Raw genomic sequence first — 22,874 nt, 5'->3', positions numbered from 1 at the left:
AAATAAACACCAAAACACTTGACAACGCCTATCTCTCAGTCGTATATTTGCAGCCAGATTTTTATTAAGCCAAATAGGTCTTAATACTTACTGCTAATATATTAATACTCAAATATGAAATTATCCCACTTTAACTTCAATTTACCGAAAGAACTTTTAGCCGAATTCCCTGCAGAAAACAGAGACGAATCTCGTTTGATGGTAATCGATAGAAAAAAACAAACCATTGAGCACAAAATGTTCAAAGATGTGATTGATTATTTTGATGATGGCGATGTTTTAATCTTGAACAATACCAAAGTTTTTCCAGCACGTTTGTATGGAAATAAAGAAAAAACTGGAGCTAGAATCGAAGTGTTCTTGTTGAGAGAATTAAATGCAGAACAAAGATTATGGGATGTATTGGTAGACCCAGCCCGTAAAATCCGTATCGGAAACAAATTGTATTTTGGTGACGACGACTCTTTAGTAGCTGAGGTGATTGACAATACAACTTCTCGTGGTAGAACCCTTCGTTTTTTATACGACGGTTCTTATGAAGAATTCAGAAATAAATTGACAGAATTGGGAGAAACACCAATCCCAAAATACATCAACAGAGAGGTAACTCCAGAAGATGCAGACCGTTACCAAACTATTTATGCTAAAGAAGAAGGAGCTGTAGCCGCACCAACTGCGGGATTACACTTCTCTAAACATTTATTAAAACGATTAGAAATCAAAGGTGTTAAGTTTGCTGAGGTTACGCTTCACGTAGGTTTGGGAACTTTCAATCCAGTAGAAGTAGAAGATTTGTCTAAGCACAAAATGGATTCTGAGGAACTAAAAATCACGCAAGAAGCCTGTGATATCGTGAATGATGCCAAAGCAAGAAAAAAACGTATTTGTACCGTAGGAACTACGTCCATGCGTGCGGTAGAAAGTTCCGTTTCTTCTCAAAACACCTTAAATCCGTTTGATGGTTGGACCAATAAATTTATTTTTCCACCACACGATTTTAGTATTGCCACTTGTATGATTACCAATTTTCATACACCAAAATCAACATTATTGATGATGATTTCTGCTTTTTGTGGTCATGATTTAATGAGAAAAGCTTACGATGAAGCCATCAAAGAAGGATACAAATTTTACTCTTACGGAGATGCTATGTTGATTCTTTAAATCACATAAAATAGATGCAATCAATCTCGTCAGCAATGGCGAGATTTTTTTTTGGGCGTATTACGGGCTGTACATTACAATAAAGAGCACTGGCGCTAACTATTGCTCCTACTGCGGGAGCTTCCGTTGGTCGCTTCCTCGTTAGGGCAATACTATAGCGCCAGTGCTCTTTATTTCCATTACCATCCCTAACGCAACTCCTTTTCAAAACACTTTTTTTGCTTGAAAAGCATACTTTCTTCAACAAAGATTTTCACAGCTAAAAAAGACAAATTAATTTTCCGCAATTACATACAATAGCAACAACTTAGATGTCCTTTAATGCCTTTTATGGTTCCATAACCATCATACTAAAAAACTTCTATGTCTCATATGTTTAAATCTTCAATACAAATTACAACGATTAAATATTTTCCACTCCAAACTTTTATGTCCTTTAATGCCTTCTATGGTTCCATAATCATCTTACTAAAAACCTTCTATGGCTCATATGTTCAAATCTTCACTACAAATTACAACGATTGAAATATTTTCCACTCCAAACTTTTATGTCCTTTAATGCCTTCTATGGTTCCTTAACCATCATACTAAAAAACTTCTATGTCTCATATGTTTAAATTTTCCAATCTAAAAACACAATCAATTTTAGCAAAAAACATTCTTGTAGATTTTTTTACAAATAAGTAATAGATTTTAGGTTTTTAGTACATTTACCCCTCAAAACAACACTTATGAATTTCAAAAATACACTCGAATTTGCACAGCAATTAGATGCACAAGATTCGTTGAGAAGCTACCAAAACGAATTTATTTTCCCGCAAGTCAATAATCAAAAAGTAATTTATTTTACCGGAAACTCTCTTGGATTACAGCCCAAAAGAACCAAAACCTATGTTGATGAAGTAATGAACGATTGGGCCAATCTAGCCGTCGAAGGTCATTTCTACGCCGACAAACCTTGGTGGGATTATCACGAACGCTTTGCAGCACCATTGAGCAAAATTGTGGGCGCATTGTCAAGCGAAGTAACGGTGATGAATACCCTAACGGTCAATCTTCACTTGTTGATGGTTTCTTTTTACCGACCTACTGCGAAACGCTATAAAATCATTTGCGAAGAAAAAGCCTTTCCTTCTGACCAATATATGTTTCAGAGTCAAGTGCAATTCCATGCACAAAACAGTGGAATCAATCCAAACGATGCCATAGTCGAAATTAAACGTCGAGAAGGAGAACACAACATTCGACTAGAAGATATTATTAGTAAAATAAACGAAGTAGGCGAGGAGTTGGCCTTAGTATTAATTGGCGGGGTAAACTATTACACCGGACAAGTTTTTGATATCAAAACCATCACTGCTGCCGGTCATCGAGTAGGGGCAAAAGTAGGATGGGACTTAGCACACGCTGCAGGAAACATCAAACTAGAACTTCACGATTGGGAGGTAGATTTTGCCGCTTGGTGCAGTTACAAATACATGAACTCCGGTCCCGGAAATGCTTCGGGTTGTTTTGTGCATCAAAAACATCACAACGACAGCACTTTGTCTAGATTTGCGGGTTGGTGGGGACATAACAAAGAAAGACGTTTCAAAATGGAGCCTCAATTTGATCCTGTTCACGGAGCCGATGGTTGGCAAATTAGTAACTTGCCGATTTTATCCTTAGCCCCTTATTTGGCTTCGGTTCATTTATTTGACGAAGTGGGGATGGAGGCATTAATTGCAAAGCGTGACCATATCACTTCATATTTGGAATTTATTTTGCATGAAATTGATAAAGAAGTAGAAAGTACTTTTGAAATAATTACTCCGAGTAATCCTGAGGAACGCGCTTCGCAATTATCGGTTTTTCTGCACGGTGAAGGACGTAGTTTGTTCGACTATTTGATGAAAAACGGGGTGATTACTGATTGGAGAGAACCGAATGTAATTCGTTTAGCGCCAGTGCCTTTGTATACTTCCTATGAAGATATGTATCGTTTTGGGCAAATACTGAAACAAGGGATTCTTCAAAAATAGGATAAACCTAAATAAAAAAGTCGGTTAGAGTAATTTAACCGACTTTTTTTTTAGAAATGTGACTAACAGATAGAAAACCTACGGTGTAGGTTTCGAAAAAGGTTGTATTTACCTTCTTCTGAATGCCATTAACATATTTATTTTACTTCAATAAATAGCAACTCTTTTTGAAAAGCGTTCAATTGCATTTCTAGATCTTTTGCGATAGCGGTAAATCGGTTGGTATTCAGTAATACATTTTGATAATATTCAATGCCTTCTAGCATATTTTTTTTGAAAGCTTGAAGTTTTTTGAGCTGTGCAGCCGAAATTTCGTTAGTGGCTTCAGCACATTCATTTTTAAAATAATCCAAATACATTTTGAGCTCTTTGATAAAGACATTGGGACGATTGGTTGCTCTTAGCACCGTGTCGTTTCCGTAAATATGTTGAATCATTTTTTTCAAAGAAACCTCTTGGTCAAAATAAGCTAAATTCGGGCCAGGACAAATCACAATGCCTTGGTCTTGCCCTTTTATTGGAATATTGTTCTCCAAGTAGGAAGCATTGGCTAGTCCCACGCACAGGCAGGATTTCTCCGTGATGCTATTTTTACTTTTTTGATAGTGTGCATCAGAAAGTGAAGCTTTCTTTTCTTCCAAAGTTTCCAGTTGTTGGTCTTGGTATTTTTTGGATGCGGTACAAATTCCGTTGCCATTGGCATCTTTATGCAACGCCAAGAATTTTTTGGGACATGAACTTCCAGCTTTATTCGCTTGAATGCGTTTTTCTCTTACAATTTCATTGGTGGTTCCTCTTAAAGTATTAAAAGGTACGCCTAGTGGTGAAATGTGACTCAAGTAGAAATCTTTTTCTTTGGCTTCAGCCAATAATTTTCGGGTGTTTTCATCTACAGAAGTAGCTTCAGGAACCAACAAAAAGGGAGATCCCCATCCTACAGAATCTACTTGATAATGTTCTAATAAAAAATCATGTTCTGAGGCTGTACCAACGCCACCTTGAACCGTGATTTTTAATTCTAATGGCGATGGTGGTATTGGAAGTTCTTTTTGTCCCAATGCTTTTACCATTAAGTCATGGGCTGATTGGATGAGTTGCTCTTTCTTTTGTTTGAATTCTTCTAAAATTGGGCCTAACAAATAACCGTCTGTGGCAAAGGCGTGACCTCCACAGTTTAAGCCCGATTCTATGCGATATTCAGAAACCCAAAGCCCTTTTTTAGCCAAAAAATTGCCTTGAATCATTGCTGATCTGAAATCGCTTACTTTTAGCGTGATTTTCTTTTTTAACTTGTTGTTTAGGTCAGGAAAAAAACAAGAAAAATTTTCAAAATAACTGTACAGTCTTGGATTCATTCCGGCACTTAAAACCACAGAAGAGCCTAAGTTGCTATTGGCAAAACCTCTTAATGCAGCATGAGCGTCGTTGAATTCAACAGGTAATTGTTCTTTGCCTACAGAATTGTCCTTGTCTAGTTTGGTCATGATATTTACATCAATGGCGCCTGGGGTTAATTGGTTCTCGATGTACTGTTTTAGGTTTTCTTTAAAAGCGATACCTTCTTCCATCAATTGCAAAAAGCCTTTTTTTAGATCAGAGGTATTGGGGAGCTGTGCGATGTAATTGTCTAAAGCTTGTTTACTCTCAACTAATTCAGATTTAAAGTCTTCGAATTTTTTCTTCACAATGCGATCTACTAGATTGAGATAAGATGTAATTCGTTCAGCTCTATAATCATGGATTTTTTGAGTAATTTCTTGGTAAGGAATCTCAAATTTTTCGCTGTAAAAAGCATTCATTTTTTCGATCAATTCATCATCCGCAATAGAAATTACCGAAGAAATTCCATATTGAGCAACGCGAATAGGGCTGTCTATAGTATAAGCTAATCCCATCACAGGAATGTGAAAAGTATGTGGTGATTTTGTGTTAGTCATTTATTTAAAGCATTTATTCCATGCAAATATTGTGAATTGCATTGGTTAAAAAACTGATAAATATCATAGACATAATTACATTTTAAATCGGTAGGGCAGAATTACTCTACTCCTTATAAAAATATTATTTTTAGGTGCTTTGTCGGTCAAAAAAGGAAATTGTTGGTTGGTCTTTTCTTGCGTATTGAAAACGGTCTACTAATTTTGGCAGACAATATCCGTCTAATCCATTCAATGAAACAACATTGGCCCTGTCTAATTGCAACCAGCTGTCTTTGTGCTGTAATTCTTCTTTAAAAAATAGATCTTCTATGGAAGCAATGACATGAATGGTATCGTTTTCTTTAATGAAATATTCATTTATATATTTGCAATACAATTGCACAGGGCTTCCTTTTACAAAAGGAATTGGGAGGTGGTCTTTGTATTCTTCGATTAAATTAGTTTTGTCAAATTCCGAAACCCCAGTATCATAGTTGGCTGAAGTATGGTGCGCGTCAGCAATCATATCTAGCGTGATGTGATTTACGGTAAAATATCCAGTCTCCATAATGTTTTTATAAGTATCTCTGGGGACTGTTGTGGGACGCATGATGAAGCCAATTAGTGCAGGGCTGCTTCCTAAATGGGTGATGCTGCTAAATACGGCTACATTAGTAGCTCCATCTATAGATTTGGTAGCAATTAAATTGGCAGATTTATATCCGGTGCATGAGTTAATAAGATTCAGTTTAGAAATCTTATCCATTTGTATTATGGTCTCTCTCGTTAAATGCTTCATGATTTTTTTTTATCAAAGATAAATTTTGTTTAGTTATTTTTAATATTTTTTAAACAAAAAATAGACTTAGTTATGGTTTTTTGATAGCAAATGTCTTTGTTCTTAACTTTCTTTGATAAATGTCATCAGGATTCATTTATATTTGTTTTTTTAATTCAAACGAAATGGATTGTGGATTTCTTTATTGATGCTTGATGTCAATGATGATTTTTCCATTAAATCTTTAGCCTAAAATAATAGTCACACCATGAGAGTAGTTAAAAAAATTGCCTTATTTCTTTTCTTGTTTTTAATTGTTTTAGTATTGGCTTTATTTGGCTATGCTTTTTATACCAAACCTAAATATGAAGGGGAGTTGTCCTTGCAAAATATAGATAAAACCACCACTGTTTATTTCGATGATTTTGGTGTACCGCATATTTATGCCAACAGTCAAAAAGATGCCATGGTAGCTTTGGGTTATGTGCATGCGCAAGATCGTTTATGGCAAATGGAATTGATGCGACGCATTGCTCCTGGAAGACTATCAGAGATTTTCGGTTCTGTTGCTTTGAAAAATGACATGTTTTTTGCGGGTTTAGGTATCGAAGAAGCTTCTGAGGTTTCAATTTCCAAATTAGATAAAAATGGAAAAGAGTATCAATTAGCGATGGCATATTTAGACGGAATTAATCAATATTTGGAAGAAGGTAAAACACCTATTGAGTTTCATTTGGTAGGAGTGAAAAAACAAAAATTTACCCTCAAAGATGTCTATAATATTTTTGGATATATGTCGTTCAGCTTTGCAATGGCACAAAAAACAGACCCATTATTGACTGATATTCGTGACCAATTAGGGCCAGAGTATCTAAAAGATTTTGGTTTGGACGGTTCTTTGGGAACTACTAGAATCAAAAATGCGAAAGAAAAAATAAAGGAATATTCGGAAATCGCAAAATCAGTAACTGCATTGCTTGACCAATCTCCAATTCCACCTTTTATTGGAAGTAACAGTTGGGTTATAGCGCCGCCAAAAACAGAGAACGGTAAAGTTATTTTTGCCAACGACCCTCATATTGGATTTTCTCAACCAGCTACTTGGTATGAAGCCCACATCGTCACACCTGATTTTGAATTGTACGGTTATTATTTAGCAGGAACGCCATATCCGCTTTTGGGGCACAATAGGAAGTATGCTTATGGGTTAACGATGTTCGAAAATGATGATTTGGATTTGTATAAAGAAGAAAACAAAGCTGATGATACCAATAGTTATTTGGGGCCAAAAGGATATGTGAATTATCAAATCCGTAACAAAACAATCCAAGTCAAAGATTTGTCTGCTGTTAATTTGCAAGTGAAAATTAGCCGTCACGGCCCTATTGTAAATGATTTAATCAAAGGTTTGGGTACTAAGCAACCTATTGCGCTTTCTTGGATTTATACCCAACAACCGATTCAGATTTTAGAAGCAGTGTACCAATTGTCTCACGCCCAAAATATAGCAGATTTTCAGAAAGGTGTGGCATTAATTGCCGCTCCAGGATTGAACGTTATGTATGGTGATGCGAAAGGAAATGTGGCATGGTGGGCAACAGGTAAACTGTATAAACACCAACCTGGAGTAAATCCTAATTTTATTTTGAATGGAGCATCAGGGAAGGAAGATATTGCAGAGTATTTGGATTTTTCTAAAAACCCATCCGCTGTAAACCCATCATGGAATTATGTCTATTCGGCCAATAACCAGCCCGAAGCTGTTGATGGTTTTCTTTATCCAGGCTATTACCTTCCAGAAGATAGAGCCAAGCGAATTACAACGCTTTTAGATGCCAAACAAAAATGGAACAAACAAGCCGTAAGTCAAATGATAGTTGACAATACTTCTTCAACAGTAACTGAGACGCTTAAAGTGATGTTGGCTTCTATTGCTACGGAATCACTTTCAGAAAATCAAAAACAAGCTTTTACAATCTTAAAGGATTGGAAAGGTGATAGTAATCTTAACCAAGTGGCTCCAACAATTTACAACAAATGGCTTTATTTGTATTTGAAAAATACCTTTGAAGATGAATTAGGTAAAGACAAATTCGAGCAGTTTTTAGGAACACATATCGGGAAACAAGTGGCTACAAAGCTAATTGCGAATCCAAATTCGATCTGGTGGGATGATAGCACTACAAAAGGAACCAAAGAAACACAAGCTTTTATTTTGCAAAAGTCGTATAAAGAAGCTGTAGTTGCTCTCGAGAAGCAATTAGGTACTACCGTTGCATCTTGGACTTGGAACAAAGTGCATACTGTAGAACATCAACATCCATTAGGTAAGGTCAGTGCATTGAAGCCAATTTTCAATGTGGGGCCTTTTGAAATCGCGGGTACTAACGAAGTGATTAACAATTTGATGTTTGGTCTGAATGCTTCAGGGAATTATAAAGTGACTGGAGGGCCTTCTACCAGAAGAGTTATCGATTTTTCGGATGTGGAAAATAGTTGGAGTATCATTCCTACTGGCCAATCTGGTAATCCAATGAGTGCTCATTATGCCGATCAAACGCAATTGTATAACGAAGGCAAATTCAGAAAAATGAAAATGAATAAAGCAGAAATCGTTACAACTTCAACAAAATTAATCTTTAATCCCATTAAAAAATAGATTTTTATAAGGGGGTTACCCATATTAATCCCTAATTTTGCTTAACTTTTTTATCCCCTTTGAATGCAAACACCTCAAAAAATAGCCGTTGTAGGTTCTGGTTTAGTTGGAACTTTATTGGCAATTTACCTGAAAAAATTAGGGCACATAGTGCATGTCTATGACAGAAGTCCAGACATTAGAACGGTTGAGTTTTCTGGACGTTCTATTAATTTAGTGATGTCAAATCGCGGTTGGAAAACTCTTCAGGATATTGGTCTTGAAGATGAAATTAAAAAAATCGGTATTCAGGTAGATAAAAGAGGGATTCACCTCAAAGATGGAACTTTTACCACACAATTTTACGGAAAAGAAGGGGAGTCCATTTTTTCGCTTTCCAGAGGAGTTCTCAACAGAAAAATGATTGATTTGGCAGAAGAAGCTGGAGCTGAATTCTTTTTTAATAGAAAAATTTGGGATGTTTCTTTGGCGAATGCCTCACTTTACGAGGGAGAAACGGAGCAAGGGGAATGGAAGGAATTAAAGTATGATATAGTTTTTGGAGCCGATGGTGCTTTTTCAAGAGTACGTCATCGTATGCAGCGTCAATCTCAATTTGATTATGCTCAAGAGTTCATGAAGATTGGCTATAAGGAATTGCATATTCCAGCCAATGAAGACGGAACTCATAAAATCGATAAAAACTCACTGCACATTTGGCCTCGTGGCAATTTTATGTTGATGGGCTTGGCCAATTTAGATGGAAGTTTTACTTGTACGTTGTTCATGCCTTTTGAAGGGGAAAATTCCTTTGAAAATTTAAAAGACGAAAAGACATTAGTTGATTTTTTTGCAGAATACTTTCCAGATACCAAAGATGTAATTCCAGATTTAGTCGAAGATTTTTTTAGAAACCCAACTAGCTATTTGGTGATGACCAAATGTTTTCCTTGGACGCACAGTGATAAAGTGGCATTAATTGGAGATTCTGCTCATGCGATAGTTCCTTTTTATGGTCATGGAATGAATGCTGGTTTTGAAGATATTACCACGCTTAATGAAATGATTTTGAAATATGGCGACGATTGGAAAACTATTTTTTCAGAATATCAAAAGTCAAGAAAACCCAATGCGGATGCAATTGCCGAACTTTCGAGACGAAATTTTGAAGAAATGAGCTCCAAAACTGCCGATCCAAAATTTTTACTGCAAAAGAAAATCGAGAAATGGTTTTCGGATAAGCATCCTGAAAAATGGATGCCCTTGTACAGCCGTGTAACATTTAGTTTACAACCTTATGCTGAAGCTTTGGCTATTGGTGATTTTCAAAATAAAATTATGGAGGAAATCATGCAATTTCCTGATATTTCCCATAAATGGGACAGCCCAGAAGTAGAAGAAAAAATTATTCAGTTATTGAATGTAAAATAAAAGAATCCCAAATCTAAAATTGATGTTAGATTTGGGATTTTTGTTTGATTCGAATTTGAAATAAATTATAGTCAATCTTACATGGTAGACACTATTTTATTTCAATTTTGTTCTTTTTCTTAAGTCTCCTTTTAGGCCTCCAATGATTTAAAATTTCCCACTCAAACTTATATGTCCTTCAATACTATGTGGTTCAAAACATATTACAAATTGAAATAGTGATAGTGTTAATTGTTAATATCATCAATTGCATCCTGCTTTAGCGGGATGTTTTTTTTAATGTAAATCTAGTAAGGCTTTAGCCAAAACAAGGAATAATTTTGGCTAAAGCCTGATGTGGGTTTGCATTATAATGAATGGGCTAAAGCCCGTTCCAATTCAAATCTTAAATGTCCTTCAATGCCTTCAATGGTTCAATAAAAAGGATGTTATTCGCGGTGGACTTTATTAAAATCAAAAGCGGGAGTGCAAATAGCGATATATTCACAAGGCTCCTCAAATGGATTCGAATATTGAACACGCGTGTTTTTTTGTATATGTATGGACTGTCCGGCTTCTAGAATTACCGTTTCTCCTTCGATTATAAATTGCTTTTTCCCTTTGATGATATAAGTGTATTCGTCAAACTCTGGGGTTTGAAAAGGTTCGCTCCATTTAGGAGGCGCAATCATATGAGCAATAGAAATGGCTCTATTTTGAGTAGTAGGGATGCCGTGATGTTCTTCGATTAGCTTTCCGTCTGTAGTGGGAACAATAAAAGGGGATTTTTGTAAGGTGTATTTTTTCATTTTTTATAGGTTTTCTTTTTTTTGCGTGAGGGATAGTAATACGCTACCGAAGTAGCATGGATAGCCCGACCGCATTTACAGAAAGGGGCGAATACTGCTATTGCTAGTTGCCCCTTTTTGTAAATGGGGTCACGCCCAACTAATTATAAAGCTTTTATTTCTTGAATAATTTGGACAATATTCCAAAAGCTCCTCGAATGAAGGTGGCGCTAGTTACGACTTTCAAAACAGATTTTGTAACTACCTCTGTTGTGCTTGGTCCAGAAGATGTTTTTTCTTCTTTTGCCTCGGTTGCTGTTTGTGTAGCTTGTTCTTGTGCGGCATTTATTTTTTGAGTAAGCAATTCGTAAGCGCTTTCTCTATCGATGAGTTCGCTGTATTTTTTGACTAGTTTTGATTTAGAGTTTATAGCTTGTATTTCGCTTTCGGTCAAAACATCCATACGGCTTGTTGGAGCACGCATCATGGTTGCTGCCAGTGGTGTTGGAATTCCTTTTTCGTTCAAAGCAGTGACTAAAGCTTCTCCAATTCCTAAACTGGTTAAGAGTTCTTCTGTATTGTAAAACTCGCTTGAAGGATAATTATCGGCAGTTTGTTTGATGAATTTACGATCGTTGGCGGTAAAGGCTCTCAAAGCATGTTGAATTTTCAAACCCAATTGAGCCAAAACGCCGCTTGGAATATCCATTGGGTTTTGGGTGATAAAGTAAATCCCTATTCCTTTTGAACGAATTAGTTTTACAATAGTTTCTATTTGGTCCAAAAGCGCTTTACTGGCTTCATTAAAAATTAAGTGTGCCTCGTCGATGAATAAAATCAATTCGGGTTGTTCCGAATCTCCTTTTTCAGGCATTTGTTGGTAAATTTCAGCCAAAAGACTGAGCATAAAAGTGGAGAATAATTTAGGTTTATCCTGAATATCATTAAGGCGAAGAATGTTGATATACCCTTTTCCAGTTTCGTCAATTCGCATTAAATCATCAATTTCAAAAGATTTTTCTCCAAAAAACAAATCAGCGCCTTGTTGTTCTAATTCGATAATTTTTCTGAGGATGGTTCCAGTGGTAGCTGTTGAAATTTTCCCGTAGGCATTAGCAATTTCATCTTTTCCTTCTTCGGTGATATAATTAATGACCTTTTTGATGTCTTTCAAATCCAAAAGCGGCATCTGATTGTCATCGCAATATTTAAAAATCACAGAAACTACGCCAGCTTGTGTGTCGTTTAAATCGAGTATTCTTGAGAAAAGAACGGGACCAAATTCAGATATTGTAGCTCTTAGTCGCACACCGCTCTGGTCAGATAGTGAAAGTAGTTCTACAGGGTAACTTGAGGGGCTAAATGGAATGTTTATTTTTTGGTGACGTTCCGATATGAAAGACTTTTCTTCCCCGATCATAGCTACACCACTAAAGTCACCTTTAATGTCCATCATCAAAACGGGTATACCACATGACGATAATTGCTCAGATAGTACCTGAATGGTCTTTGTTTTGCCAGTTCCCGTGGCTCCGGCAATTAATCCATGACGATTCAATGTTTTTAAGGGGATTTTTACAAAAGCATCAGCTAGTGCTTCTCCGTCTAAAATGGCTCCTCCTAATATAATACTTTCTCCTTTAGTGGTATAACCCTCCGAAATAGAAGATTTGAATTCAGATACTCTACTCATTTTTGGTGTGTTTTAGTACTGCCAAGTTAAAGTTTTTTTTCAAATGCAGCAAGCGAGATAGTTAGCGATAATGTGGTCATTAGTCATAAATTTGTAGGAATCTCGTTTTTTTTAATGCTTTTTTAATGTTGCTATATTCTTATATTTGATTTTATTTCACAGTGTATCTTTGAATATAAAATGTTAAAAATTTAATTTAACTAAGAATATTTTTAAAAACACATGAGGTTGGTTTGTTTTTTAAATCATAACTTCGAATTTTAGCGCAAAAAAAATTTTTTTATTTGAACTAAACATATAAATTTGCCTTTCTACAAGTTTATTATAACAAAAAATAAATTATTTAAAATTTTTAAAATTAAAAAAAATGGCAAACGTTAAAGCAAAAAAAGAAAGCACTTCAAATGGAGGAGGAATGGTTTCAGGAATTATTATCTTATCATGTGTTTTTGTAGGATGGTTAGTATGGACTTTTGTAATGGGAGACGGTGCTAACTTTGAAGGAGGAGTAAATACAGGGCACCCACTACCAGGAAATTATTTAGCAATGGTTTATAAAGGAGGGCCTATCGTTCCAGTTTTGATGGGATTATTATTAATGGTTATTGTGTTTTCTTTCGAAAGATATATGGTGATCTCTAAAGCTGCTGGTAAAGGAAATTTAGATACTTTTATGAAAAAAGTACAAGGAGATATTAAAGAAGGTAAAATTGATGAAGCTATCGTTGCTTGTGATAAACAACAAGGTTCTGTAGCTAATGCAATTAAATCTGCTTTAGTGAAGTATCAAGATGTTAAGAAAGAAGGATTCAACAGTGAAGAGGCTTCAGAAACGATCCACAAAGAAATCGAAGAGGCTACTTCATTAGAAATGCCTATGTTAGAGAAAAACATGACGATTATTTCTTCATTAGTATCTTTAGGAACTCTTGCAGGTTTGTTAGGAACGGTAACAGGGATGATTAAAGCGTTTGGTGCGTTAGCAACTGCAGGAACTCCTGACCAAGCTGCTCTTGCAAATGGTATCTCTGAGGCACTTATTAATACTGCTACAGGTATCTCTACTTCTGTATTGGCAATTATCTCTTACAACTTCTTTACTTCTAAAATTGACGATTTAACTTATTCTATTGATGAAGCAGGTACAACTATCGTTAACACTTACAGAAAATTTAGAGGTAGCTTAAAACAATAATTAGTATCAAATGGAGTTTATAATGTGTAAGCTCCATTTGATTAAATAAATTCAAAAAAAATGGCAGAATTAAATACTAAAGGAGGAAAAAAATCCACATCTATTGATATGACTGCGATGTGTGATGTTGCGTTCCTTTTGCTAACATTCTTTATTTTGACTGCTACCGCTAAAGCTCCGGAAGTTTTACCAGTGGATACACCGCAATCTACAGTGCAAACCAAATTGCCTACAGATAACTTAGCGACGATCACTATTGGTAAGGGGAAAGTGTTTTTTGATCTAAAAGGGAGAGAAGTTCGTAAAAAAACTCTTGAATTAATGGGGCAAAAGTACGAGATGGAATTTTCTGATGATGACACCAACAAATTCGCCTTAATGGAAAGTTTTGGGGTGCCACTTCAAAATCTAAAACAAATTTTAGATATGAAAGCATCAGATAGAGCAAAAGCAGGTCAACCAGGAATTCCAAAGGATTCACTTGACAATCAATTAAAAGAATGGCTTTTAAATGCAAGACGTGCTAACATTGATATCAATGATAAAGAATTGGAAATAGCAATCAAAGGAGATGCTAAAGAAGAATACGGTACGATTAAACAAGTAATGGATATTTTACAAGATCAAAAAATCAACAACTTTAGTTTGGTTACTGGTTTAAGAGGAAAGAATTTTTAATAAATAAAGACACACTATAATGGCTGAATTAAATACCGGTGGTGGAGGCAAAAAAGGTGGTGGAAAAGTAAGAAGTAAAAAACAAAATTCTAAGGTAGATTTAACTGCCATGGTGGATTTGGCCTTCTTATTGATTACCTTCTTTATGTTGACGACAACACTATCAAAACCCCAATCGATGAATTTGGGATTGCCAGATAAAGCAGATAAACCTGAAGATAATAAAGATATTAAGGTTGATGAAAATCGTACGATGACTATTTTACTTGGGGAGAACGGAAAGTTAGTTTCCTATATGGGTATGATAACTGCTCCAATTGCTGCTCCTAAAGATTTTACTTATGGTAAAGATGGTATTCGTAAAGAATTATTATCTAGAAGACAATCAGTTTTAGAATATTCTGCTTCAAAAGGAAAGCCTAAGAATGGGATTATTGTAATTATAAAACCAAGTAAAAAGGCTACTTACAGAAATTTAGTAGATATTTTAGATGAGATGGCTATTGTAGATGTACCTACTTATGCTATTGTAAACGAGTTTACGCCGGAAGAAACCAAATTGTTAGCGGCAAAATAGTGTAACTATTTTGTTAATAACCTAATAATTAAGAAAGATGAAATTAGATATATTAAAAAATCAATGGCTTGATATCGTTTTTGAAGGACGTAACAAATTGTATGGAGCTTACGAATTGAGAAAATCAAATCGTAAAACTTCAATGAGAGCTCTTATTATGGGGGCAGTCGTTTTCAGTTTAGCGGTTAGTGCGCCTCTTATAGCAAGTTTGTTACCTAGCGGTTCTGATGATGATGAAAATCTTGATGTAAAAATTACAGCGGTTAAATTACCTCCTAAGAAGCAGGAGGAGAAAAAACCAGATCTTCCACCGCCGCCACCTCCAAAGCCTAAAATAGATCAGGTTAAATTTGTCAAGCCAGTAGTGGCGAAAGCAGAGGAAGTGGTTGAAGAGATTGTTGAAGTTAAGCAAATCAAAGACAAAAACATTGGTGCCGAAACAATCAAAGGAGATCCAGATGCTGTTTTAACAGTGGATGAGCCAGTTGGAACTGGTACTGCAGCAGTGGTTGAAGAGGATAACACGGTATACAACACTGCGGGTATTGAACAAAAACCTGAGTTTCCAGGAGGTATGGAGAAATTTTACAAATTTGTTGGTAATAATTACCAAACTCCTGAAGAAGAAGGTTTAAAAGGTAAAGTTTATGTAACTTTTGTGGTGGAGAAAGATGGTTCTCTAACAGATATCAAAGTATTGAGAGATATTGGATACGGAACTGGAAAAGAAGCGATTAGAGTTTTGAACAAATGTCCAAGATGGATTCCTGGTGAACAAAATGGTAAGAAAGTTAGGGTGTTATACTCTCTTCCAATTACTATTCAATCAGCCGAATAATGTCTCCAAATTTAGTTGATACTATGAAGAAGAAATCGCCTAAAGAGCGATTTCTTCTCGTTATAGGGATAGTGTTTTTTCTCTTATACCTGGTTTTGGGTTTAACGGTTATTTTTTGGAAAGAATTTCCATTGGAAATGGAATTTAAGTATAGAATTGCTTTGGGCGTTTTGCTAATCGTCTATGCTTTGATTCGTTTTCAAAGGTTTTATTATGCTAATAAATAGTAATCATCCTCCTGTAACTAGAGGCTAATTAAAACATATACCGATAAATTTAACGCGACCTGATCGAAGCAAATTGGCGTAGCATGATACATGTGACCGCTCATAAATAACTTATACATAAATGAAAAAATTAAGTTTACTATTGGTTTTTTTTGTACTCTTGGTGTCATGTAAATATGATAAAAACGAAGAGACAATTTTAAAAGGGAATGTTGCTATAACGGTGGATGAAACTGTTTTGCCTTTATTAGAAGCTCAAGCTGACGTTTTTCAAAATAAGTATGATGCCACTATAAAGTTAATTCCAAAATCTGAAGCTGAAACATTAAATGATTTGTTTAATACTAAGACAGGTGTTGCAGTTTTAACTAGAAATTTAACAGAAAAGGAGCAAAATAATTTCAAGCAAAAAAAGATTATTCCAAAAATCACTATTTTTGCTAAAGATGCCATTGCTTTTGTTAGAAATAAAACAGCTAGTGATACTTTAATAGCAATAAGTGACGTTATTGATTTTATTAAAGGAACTAAGAAAACTGATATTAAAGGGTTGGTATTTGATAATCCCAATTCAAGTACAGTCAGTTATATCAAATCACTCGCTGGTGTTGTTGCGCTTCCTGAAAAAGGTGTATATTCGTTCAAGTCAAATGAGGAAGTGATTAAGTTTGTTGCTGAGAACAATGGAATGATTGGTGTGATAGGAATGAATTGGATATCTGAACCCTCACAGAATATGTTGCCGTATTTGCAAAATGTAAGTGTTTTGAGTGTAAAGGGTTTAAATGGCAAAGCTTTTGTTAGTCCTACGCAAAATAATATCGCAGAAGGAACTTATCCATTGGCACGTGATTTGTATATTGTAAATTGTCAAGGATATTCAGGTCTTGGAATGGGATTTGCTTCATTTATTGCTGGGGATGTCGGACAAAGAATCGTGCTTAAATCTGGCTTGTTACCGGTTAGAGTACCGGGTAGAAAGTTTAATGTCAGAAATGAGATTGAAAATGTAAAAGAATAACTATAAATTAATTGTAAAGACGATGAATAAATTAAAATTTTTTAGTGTTGCTTTTTTTGCTGCCTTTTCTTTGGCTAATGCCCAAGATGTGGATCAAGCTAGGAAGGCAATTGATGCGGAACAGTTTGAAAAGGCCAAAAAGATATTGAAAGCTGTTTTGCAGGCTAAACCTTCTAATGGAACAGCTTCCTTTTTACTTGGTAATGTTTACACGTATCAGAAAGAAGTAGATTCTGCAAAAATATATTATCAAAAAGGAATTGCTGGTTCTGATGGTGCTAAACTTAACTATATTGGGTTAGGACAATTGGATTTAGATGGCAATAATCCAACAGCAGCACAAAGTAATTTTGATATTGCTATTAAAGATGCTAAACGTAAGGATGCAACTGTGCCTACATATATTGCTCGTGCTTATATGAATATTTCTAAGCCTGACTTTAAAAATGCAATTGCAATTCTTGAAAAGGCTAAAATTGATAGTCCTCAAAATGCAGAGCTTTTGTTAGCATTAGGAGATGCATATTATTTAGAGAACAAACAAAATGAGGCTTATTCAGCTTACCGTAGTGCTTTTCAAATTGACCCAACAATGTTGAGAGCAAAAATGCAATTAGGAGTTTTATTGAAAGGTGCGAAGTCCTACGATTTAGCTATTAATGCTTTCAATGAAGTAATTGCGATTAACCCTAATTATGGGCCTGTTTACAGAGAGCTTGCAGAGACTTACTATAAATGGGGAAGAAATAAACCTTCTAAATCTGCTGAGAATATGCAACTGGCTATTTCTAACTATGACAAATATATGTCGTTGACTGATTATTCATTAGCTTCAAGAATGAGAAGAGCTGACTTTTTAGTTTTATTAAAAAACTGGACTGAGCTTGAAAAAGAAGCAAATAAAATGATTGAATTAGATAAAGTTAACCCTAGAATTTTCCGTTATCTAGCTTATTCAGCATTTGAAAATGGTAATGTTGATGTTGCATTAAAATCCTTAGAAAGTTTTATTACTAATCCAAACAGTAAAATTATCGCTAAAGATTATATTTATTTAGCCGAAATTAAATTCAAAAAAGCAATTGCTGCGGATGGTCTTACTATTGATCAAACAATGTATGCTAGCGGTTTAATTGATTTAAAAAAAGCCCTTGAATTAGAACCTTTGGCTACTGAAGATTTGAATGACATTGGTAAAAAATTATTTTCCAAGAAGTTTTATAAAGAAGCAGCTTCAATTTTTGAATTAGGGACTAAAAATACTGAAGATAAAAACTATGTTGACGATAATATTTATTATGCACTTTCAATATTTTATGCTAACAGTAAAAAAGATGTAAAAGCAGATGTAAATGAATTGAAAAATGCTGATGCTGCTTTGGATAAAGTGGTTACTGCTGCACCTACTTACCAAGACGCTTTCTTGTATAAAGCTCGTATAAACAGATTGGCTGAAAATGAAGATTTGATTATTAAATACTATGAAGCGTATATTGCTAAGCTTACCGAAAAAGGAGAATTAGCGAATACTAATCATAAAACTAAAGTGATTGAAAGTTATAATAATCTTGCTGCAAGTTATGCTGATAAAGATAAAGCAAAAGCAGTAGAATATTTTAACAAGACATTAGCAATTGATCCTACAAATGATTATGCTACTAAATCTTTAGCTACTTTAAAATAGGAAACTCGTTCTAAATTTATAAAGCGATAGCCGTTTGGTTATCGCTTTTTTTGTTATTTTATGTTTCAATTCGTTAACTTTAGAACCAATTATTAGTGCTAAGGCTTTAAAATAGTATCTTTGCATTTTAAAATTAAAAAATGTTGTCAAAAGAAATTCAGTTAGAAGTTAATAAGGGGGCTATGTTGCCATTAATGGAAGAATTCTACACCATTCAAGGAGAAGGAAATCATACGGGTACTGCTGCTTATTTTATTCGTATTGGTGGCTGTGATGTGGGGTGTCATTGGTGTGATGTTAAGGAAAGTTGGAACGCTGAGCTTCATCCTCCAACTCCTATTGAAAATATAGTTGCTAATGCAGTAAAATATGCAGATACAGTTGTTGTTACGGGAGGAGAACCTTTGACGTGGGATATGTCTTTGTTGACTTCTAAGTTAAAAGAACATAAGCTAAAAATACATATCGAGACTTCTGGCGCTTATCCATTATCAGGAACTTGGGATTGGATTTGTTTGTCTCCTAAAAAAAATAAGTTACCTACCCAAACTGTTTATGATCACGCCGATGAATTAAAAGTAATTATTTTCAATAAGCATGATTTTATCTTTGCAGAAGAACAGGCGGCAAAAGTTAATAGTAATGCATTGCTTTTTTTGCAACCGGAGTGGAGCAATAAAGAAGACATGACTCCTTTGATCGTGGATTACGTAATGAAAAATCCAAAATGGAGAGTTTCGTTACAAACGCATAAGTATTTAAACATCCCATAAGTTGTTTAAGGAGTAAAACTTACAAGCTTTAAATATGTTGCGATTTATTCCGTTCGTTGGGTAAATTCAAATGCGATAAAAAAGAGGAAAAAAGGGTCACCATTTTTTCCTCTTTTTTAATTCCGTAATATGTGCTAAATGATGTTCGCAATGCCAGGCATACATACCAATCATGTCTTGTATTGAAAAAATCTTTCCGTGTTCGGGATGGATAAATGTTTTGAGTAACTCTTCTTCTGTTAGGCCTCTAAGTACATAGCCTAGTCGAAAATGCAATCCGGTTAATAACTGTAAACTGGGTTCAATAGGCATCGTTCTGTTGTCTATTCCTTCTCCCCACAGGGCTTCTTCGTAATACTTAATCACAGGTTGATTTTCGGTTAAAGCCCATTTTATTCTTATAAAACAATTCATGTGGCTATCGGCACAATGATGAATAACTTGTCTTATAGACCAACCTTCTGGGCGATACGGTGTGTTTAATTGTGCTTCGCTTAAAGTATGAACTTCATTTTTGAGAATTTTTGGAAATTGTTCAATTTTTTCTATTTTTTCTTTCAAATAGTTTTTAGTGTACATCTCTGGGGCTTCAAATTTTCCAACAGGATATTGAAGCTTTTCAAGTTCTTTTTTATTCATGGTTATAGGGTTAGTTTAGCTAGATAATCAAAATGCGCTCCTTCAATTACTAACTCGCAATTTAGGTTATTTGCAAAAGCAGCATTTTGTAGTGTATTGTAATCTAAATACAGCCAAGGGAATTCATCTTCGGTTTGATTTTTATATCGCAACTTAAACGTTATTTCTCCATAGTAGCTCGTTCCAGGAATCCATTTTCCACCATCTTCATCTTCGTCAAACATATAAATGATATCAGAGGAATCGATTAGTATTTGCCCGTTGGGTTGAAGTAATTTTTTTAGTTTGTGTAAAAATTTTGGAACATCCTGTAAGGTTCCGAAAATTCCAGTGCCATTCATTAATAACAAGATGGTATCGTATTGAATATTTTCTTCCAAATCTAGGATATGGCATACTTTTGTTTGCTTTATCCCTCTACTGACACAGGTTGCTATCGCTTTTTCTGAAATATCAATTGCTGTAACGTCTAATTGCATGTTGTTTTGTAAAACTAAACTATGACTTCCTGCGCCACAACCAATGTCGAGCACTTTTCCTTTTGACAACTCGATAGCTTTTTGTTCAAGTAGGGGCATGTTTTCAAAAGATCTAAAGAGATAGCTCACCTCCATTTCATCTTCTTCAGTGATTGAGGTTTCAGTTATTAAATTTTCTGGATGATTATTAAAGTAATAATCATGTATGGCTTGTCCAAAAAGGTCTTTCATTTTATGGGTTATTAGTGATTTAAGCTTACTTTTGTGATTTAACCAGAAGCGATGCAATTGAAGCCTGATTTATCGGAAATAAAGAAACTTGCCAAAGATAAGCATAACGAAAACAAAAAGTATTTCGATAAGCTGAAAAAGAAAGCACCAAAAAATTTGGATTATGTTATGCAAGAGTTGCACGATAACGAGTTCAAAAAAACAAATTGTTTACACTGTGCAAATTGTTGTAAAACTACTGGGCCCTTATTTACGACTGCTGATATAGAGCGTATTTCAAAATATTTGCGGGTAAAGCCTCAACAATTTATGGCTCAATACCTTCGCGTAGACGAAGATAATGATTATGTTTTGCAAACAGTGCCTTGTGCTTTTTTAGATCAAGATAATACTTGTTTCATTTATGAAGTGCGCCCCAAAGCATGTAGAGAATTTCCTCATACTGATAGAAAAAAATTTCAGCAAATATCGAATATTACATTAAAAAACATTCCAGTTTGTCCCGCAGTATACAATATTGTTGAGGAAATGAAAAAGAAACTTCCTTTGTAGATGACATAAATTCTTGATTTAATTTAATTCACCCATTCTTGATGTTAGAATATTTTATCGCGAAAAGATTGATTACGGTGCGTGACTATAAAAGTAGTATTTCTGCACCCATTATAAATATTGCTATTGCTGCTATTGCTATCGGAATCATAATGATGATGGTTTCCGTAGCAACAGGCATAGGTTTACAAGAAAAGATAAGAGAAAAAATTGCGGCTTTCAATGGTCATATCGTCATTACTAATTTCGACAGTAATCAATCCGAAGCTACTTTGGTTCCTGTCTCACTACAACAGTCGTTTTATCCAAAATTCAAAACAATCCCTGAAGTAACACATGTTCAAGCCGTTGCTGTAAAAACAGGAATTATTAGAACTGAATCCGCTTTTGAAGGAATTATGTTCAAAGGGGTAGGGAAGGATTATGAATGGAAGTATATTCAAGAATATATGGTGCAAGGCAGATTGCCTTCGGTAAATGGTGCGCTAAATCAAGAAGTAGTAATTTCTGAGTTTATTGCTTCAAGATTACAATTAAAGTTGGGGGATTCTTTTCATTCCTATTTTATGAAGCCCAATGGGTATAATGTCAGGAATTTTAAGATTGTTGGTATTTTTAATTCTGGATTTCAAGAATTCGATGCATCTTATATTTTAGGCGATATTAGACATGTACAACGATTGAATAAGTGGGCAACAAATCAAGTTGGTGCTTTCGAAGTGTTTGTCAAAGATTTCAACGCTATAGAGAGTGTAGGCGAAAAAGTATATCAAGAAACTTCTTCTACTTTAGATAGTAGGACTATAGTGGAAAAATACAGTTATATTTTCGACTGGTTAAAACTTTTTGATATAAACATTATAGTCATTCTAGTGGTCATGATCCTTGTGGCTACTATTAATATGGTGGTGGCATTGTTAGTTCTTATCTTAGAGCGTACTCAAATGATAGGAATACTTAAAGCATTAGGGGCAAATAATTGGTCCGTTCGAAAAATATTCCTTTACAATGCCTATTACTTAATTGTAAGGGGATTGTTCTGGGGGAACCTTATTGGAATTTTAATACTAGTAGCGCAACATTATTTTGGAATCGTAAAACTCAATCCAGAGAATTACTATGTAAATCAAGCACCGGTTTATATTAATATAGGATACATACTATTGCTTAATCTAATGACGGTTGTTGTTTGCTTTTTGGTTTTACTATTACCTTCCTACATCATCACGCGCATTTCTCCAGTTCGTGCAATTCGTTACGAGTAATGTTTGGGCGTTCTCCTTATATATAGAGAAGTTTGTTTTTACACCAGAAGTATTGTGCTCTTATATATAAGGAGCCGGGCTATCCGCTACAAGTCCTCGACCAGTTTCGTTATCACTGCACTAGTCTGTGGGCTTTCCACTACTATCCCTAACGCGTAAGGTCATCTCTAAACACCAAACGTAAATTGGATCACAAAGGTATAAGAGATAAGTTAAAGAGTGGTTTTACTCTATATTCTATATCCTACCATATATAATGTATAGATAGTGTATAGATAGTGTATAGATAGTGTAGAGATAGTGT

19 protein-coding genes are annotated in these 22,874 nt (G+C 34.9%); 13 read left to right on the top strand and 6 right to left on the bottom strand.

Annotated elements, in window-relative coordinates:
• The first annotated feature begins 114 nt into the window (after window positions 1-114).
• Both queA and kynU read left to right on the top strand, forming a co-directional pair.
• Complete coding sequence (gene queA, locus FLB_RS01555) at window positions 115-1,164, top strand: tRNA preQ1(34) S-adenosylmethionine ribosyltransferase-isomerase QueA (protein WP_064714214.1); 1,050 nt, start codon at window positions 115-117, stop codon at window positions 1,162-1,164.
• Window positions 1,165-1,895: 731 nt separating this feature from the next.
• Window positions 1,896-3,185: a kynureninase gene (kynU, locus tag FLB_RS01545; protein ID WP_064714212.1), complete on the top strand. Its 1,290-nt coding sequence runs from the start codon at window positions 1,896-1,898 to the stop codon at window positions 3,183-3,185.
• Window positions 3,186-3,322: 137 nt separating this feature from the next.
• Here kynU and FLB_RS01540 read toward each other — a convergent pair whose 3' ends face one another.
• Both FLB_RS01540 and FLB_RS01535 read right to left on the bottom strand, forming a co-directional pair.
• Window positions 3,323-5,122, bottom strand: a complete 1,800-nt coding sequence (locus FLB_RS01540; RefSeq protein WP_064714211.1) for a hypothetical protein — start codon at window positions 5,120-5,122, stop codon at window positions 3,323-3,325.
• 130 nt (window positions 5,123-5,252) lie between these two features.
• A complete protein-coding gene (locus FLB_RS01535; RefSeq protein ID WP_064714210.1) occupies window positions 5,253-5,903 on the bottom strand; it encodes a flavin reductase family protein in 651 nt (216 codons plus the stop codon).
• Between the two features lie 247 nt (window positions 5,904-6,150).
• Here FLB_RS01535 and FLB_RS01530 point away from each other — a divergent pair, with 247 nt between their 5' ends.
• Both FLB_RS01530 and FLB_RS01525 read left to right on the top strand, forming a co-directional pair.
• Complete coding sequence (locus FLB_RS01530) at window positions 6,151-8,541, top strand: penicillin acylase family protein (RefSeq protein ID WP_064714209.1); 2,391 nt, start codon at window positions 6,151-6,153, stop codon at window positions 8,539-8,541.
• A 63-nt stretch (window positions 8,542-8,604) separates the two neighbouring features.
• Entirely contained in the window at window positions 8,605-9,951 is a 1,347-nt protein-coding gene (locus FLB_RS01525; RefSeq protein WP_064714208.1) for an FAD-dependent oxidoreductase, read from the top strand.
• A gap of 428 nt (window positions 9,952-10,379) precedes the next feature.
• Here the strand turns inward: FLB_RS01525 and FLB_RS01520 are convergent, their stop codons facing one another.
• Both FLB_RS01520 and FLB_RS01515 read right to left on the bottom strand, forming a co-directional pair.
• The gene (locus FLB_RS01520) at window positions 10,380-10,739 is read right to left on the bottom strand and encodes a cupin domain-containing protein (RefSeq protein ID WP_064714207.1); all 360 of its coding nucleotides are present in this window, start codon (window positions 10,737-10,739) and stop codon (window positions 10,380-10,382) included.
• A 154-nt stretch (window positions 10,740-10,893) separates the two neighbouring features.
• A complete protein-coding gene (locus tag FLB_RS01515; protein WP_064714206.1) occupies window positions 10,894-12,411 on the bottom strand; it encodes a helicase HerA-like domain-containing protein in 1,518 nt (505 codons plus the stop codon).
• Window positions 12,412-12,778: 367 nt separating this feature from the next.
• Here FLB_RS01515 and FLB_RS01510 point away from each other — a divergent pair, with 367 nt between their 5' ends.
• The 7 genes from FLB_RS01510 to FLB_RS01475 all read left to right on the top strand — a co-directional run bounded on the left by FLB_RS01510 (window position 12,779) and on the right by FLB_RS01475 (window position 19,404).
• On the top strand, window positions 12,779-13,606 hold the full coding sequence (locus FLB_RS01510; RefSeq protein WP_064714205.1) for a MotA/TolQ/ExbB proton channel family protein: 828 nt from the start codon (window positions 12,779-12,781) through the stop codon (window positions 13,604-13,606).
• 60 nt (window positions 13,607-13,666) lie between these two features.
• Window positions 13,667-14,284 carry an ExbD/TolR family protein gene (locus tag FLB_RS01505; RefSeq protein ID WP_064714204.1) on the top strand — a complete coding sequence of 206 codons (618 nt, stop codon included), beginning with the start codon at window positions 13,667-13,669 and terminating at the stop codon, window positions 14,282-14,284.
• A gap of 19 nt (window positions 14,285-14,303) precedes the next feature.
• Complete coding sequence (locus FLB_RS01500) at window positions 14,304-14,861, top strand: ExbD/TolR family protein (RefSeq protein ID WP_064714203.1); 558 nt, start codon at window positions 14,304-14,306, stop codon at window positions 14,859-14,861.
• A gap of 37 nt (window positions 14,862-14,898) precedes the next feature.
• Complete coding sequence (locus FLB_RS01495) at window positions 14,899-15,699, top strand: energy transducer TonB (RefSeq protein ID WP_064714202.1); 801 nt, start codon at window positions 14,899-14,901, stop codon at window positions 15,697-15,699.
• 348 nt (window positions 15,700-16,047) lie between these two features.
• Window positions 16,048-16,947, top strand: coding sequence for a PstS family phosphate ABC transporter substrate-binding protein (locus tag FLB_RS01485; RefSeq protein WP_064714200.1), 900 nt, complete (start codon window positions 16,048-16,050; stop codon window positions 16,945-16,947).
• Between the two features lie 22 nt (window positions 16,948-16,969).
• Window positions 16,970-18,631, top strand: a complete 1,662-nt coding sequence (locus FLB_RS01480) for a tetratricopeptide repeat protein (protein WP_064714199.1) — start codon at window positions 16,970-16,972, stop codon at window positions 18,629-18,631.
• A gap of 140 nt (window positions 18,632-18,771) precedes the next feature.
• Window positions 18,772-19,404 (top strand): 7-carboxy-7-deazaguanine synthase QueE, encoded by a 633-nt coding sequence (locus FLB_RS01475; protein ID WP_064714198.1) that lies wholly within the window; start codon window positions 18,772-18,774, stop codon window positions 19,402-19,404.
• A 96-nt stretch (window positions 19,405-19,500) separates the two neighbouring features.
• Here the strand turns inward: FLB_RS01475 and FLB_RS01470 are convergent, their stop codons facing one another.
• Both FLB_RS01470 and FLB_RS01465 read right to left on the bottom strand, forming a co-directional pair.
• Complete coding sequence (locus tag FLB_RS01470; protein WP_064714197.1) at window positions 19,501-20,043, bottom strand: YfiT family bacillithiol transferase; 543 nt, start codon at window positions 20,041-20,043, stop codon at window positions 19,501-19,503.
• A gap of 2 nt (window positions 20,044-20,045) precedes the next feature.
• The gene (locus tag FLB_RS01465; protein WP_064714196.1) at window positions 20,046-20,753 is read right to left on the bottom strand and encodes a class I SAM-dependent methyltransferase; all 708 of its coding nucleotides are present in this window, start codon (window positions 20,751-20,753) and stop codon (window positions 20,046-20,048) included.
• A 51-nt stretch (window positions 20,754-20,804) separates the two neighbouring features.
• Between FLB_RS01465 and FLB_RS01460 the strand changes: the two genes are divergently transcribed.
• Window positions 20,805-21,305, top strand: coding sequence for a YkgJ family cysteine cluster protein (locus tag FLB_RS01460; RefSeq protein ID WP_410503409.1), 501 nt, complete (start codon window positions 20,805-20,807; stop codon window positions 21,303-21,305).
• A 38-nt stretch (window positions 21,306-21,343) separates the two neighbouring features.
• On the top strand, window positions 21,344-22,570 hold the full coding sequence (locus FLB_RS01455) for an ABC transporter permease (protein WP_064714195.1): 1,227 nt from the start codon (window positions 21,344-21,346) through the stop codon (window positions 22,568-22,570).
• Window positions 22,571-22,874 lie beyond the last annotated feature (304 nt).

The sequence above is a fragment of the Flavobacterium succinicans genome (assembly GCF_001662485.1).
Classification (GTDB): Bacteria; Bacteroidota; Bacteroidia; order Flavobacteriales; family Flavobacteriaceae; genus Flavobacterium; species Flavobacterium succinicans_A.
The sequence above is the reverse complement of the archived record's forward strand: the minus strand, read 5'-3'. Positions and strand labels throughout refer to the sequence as shown.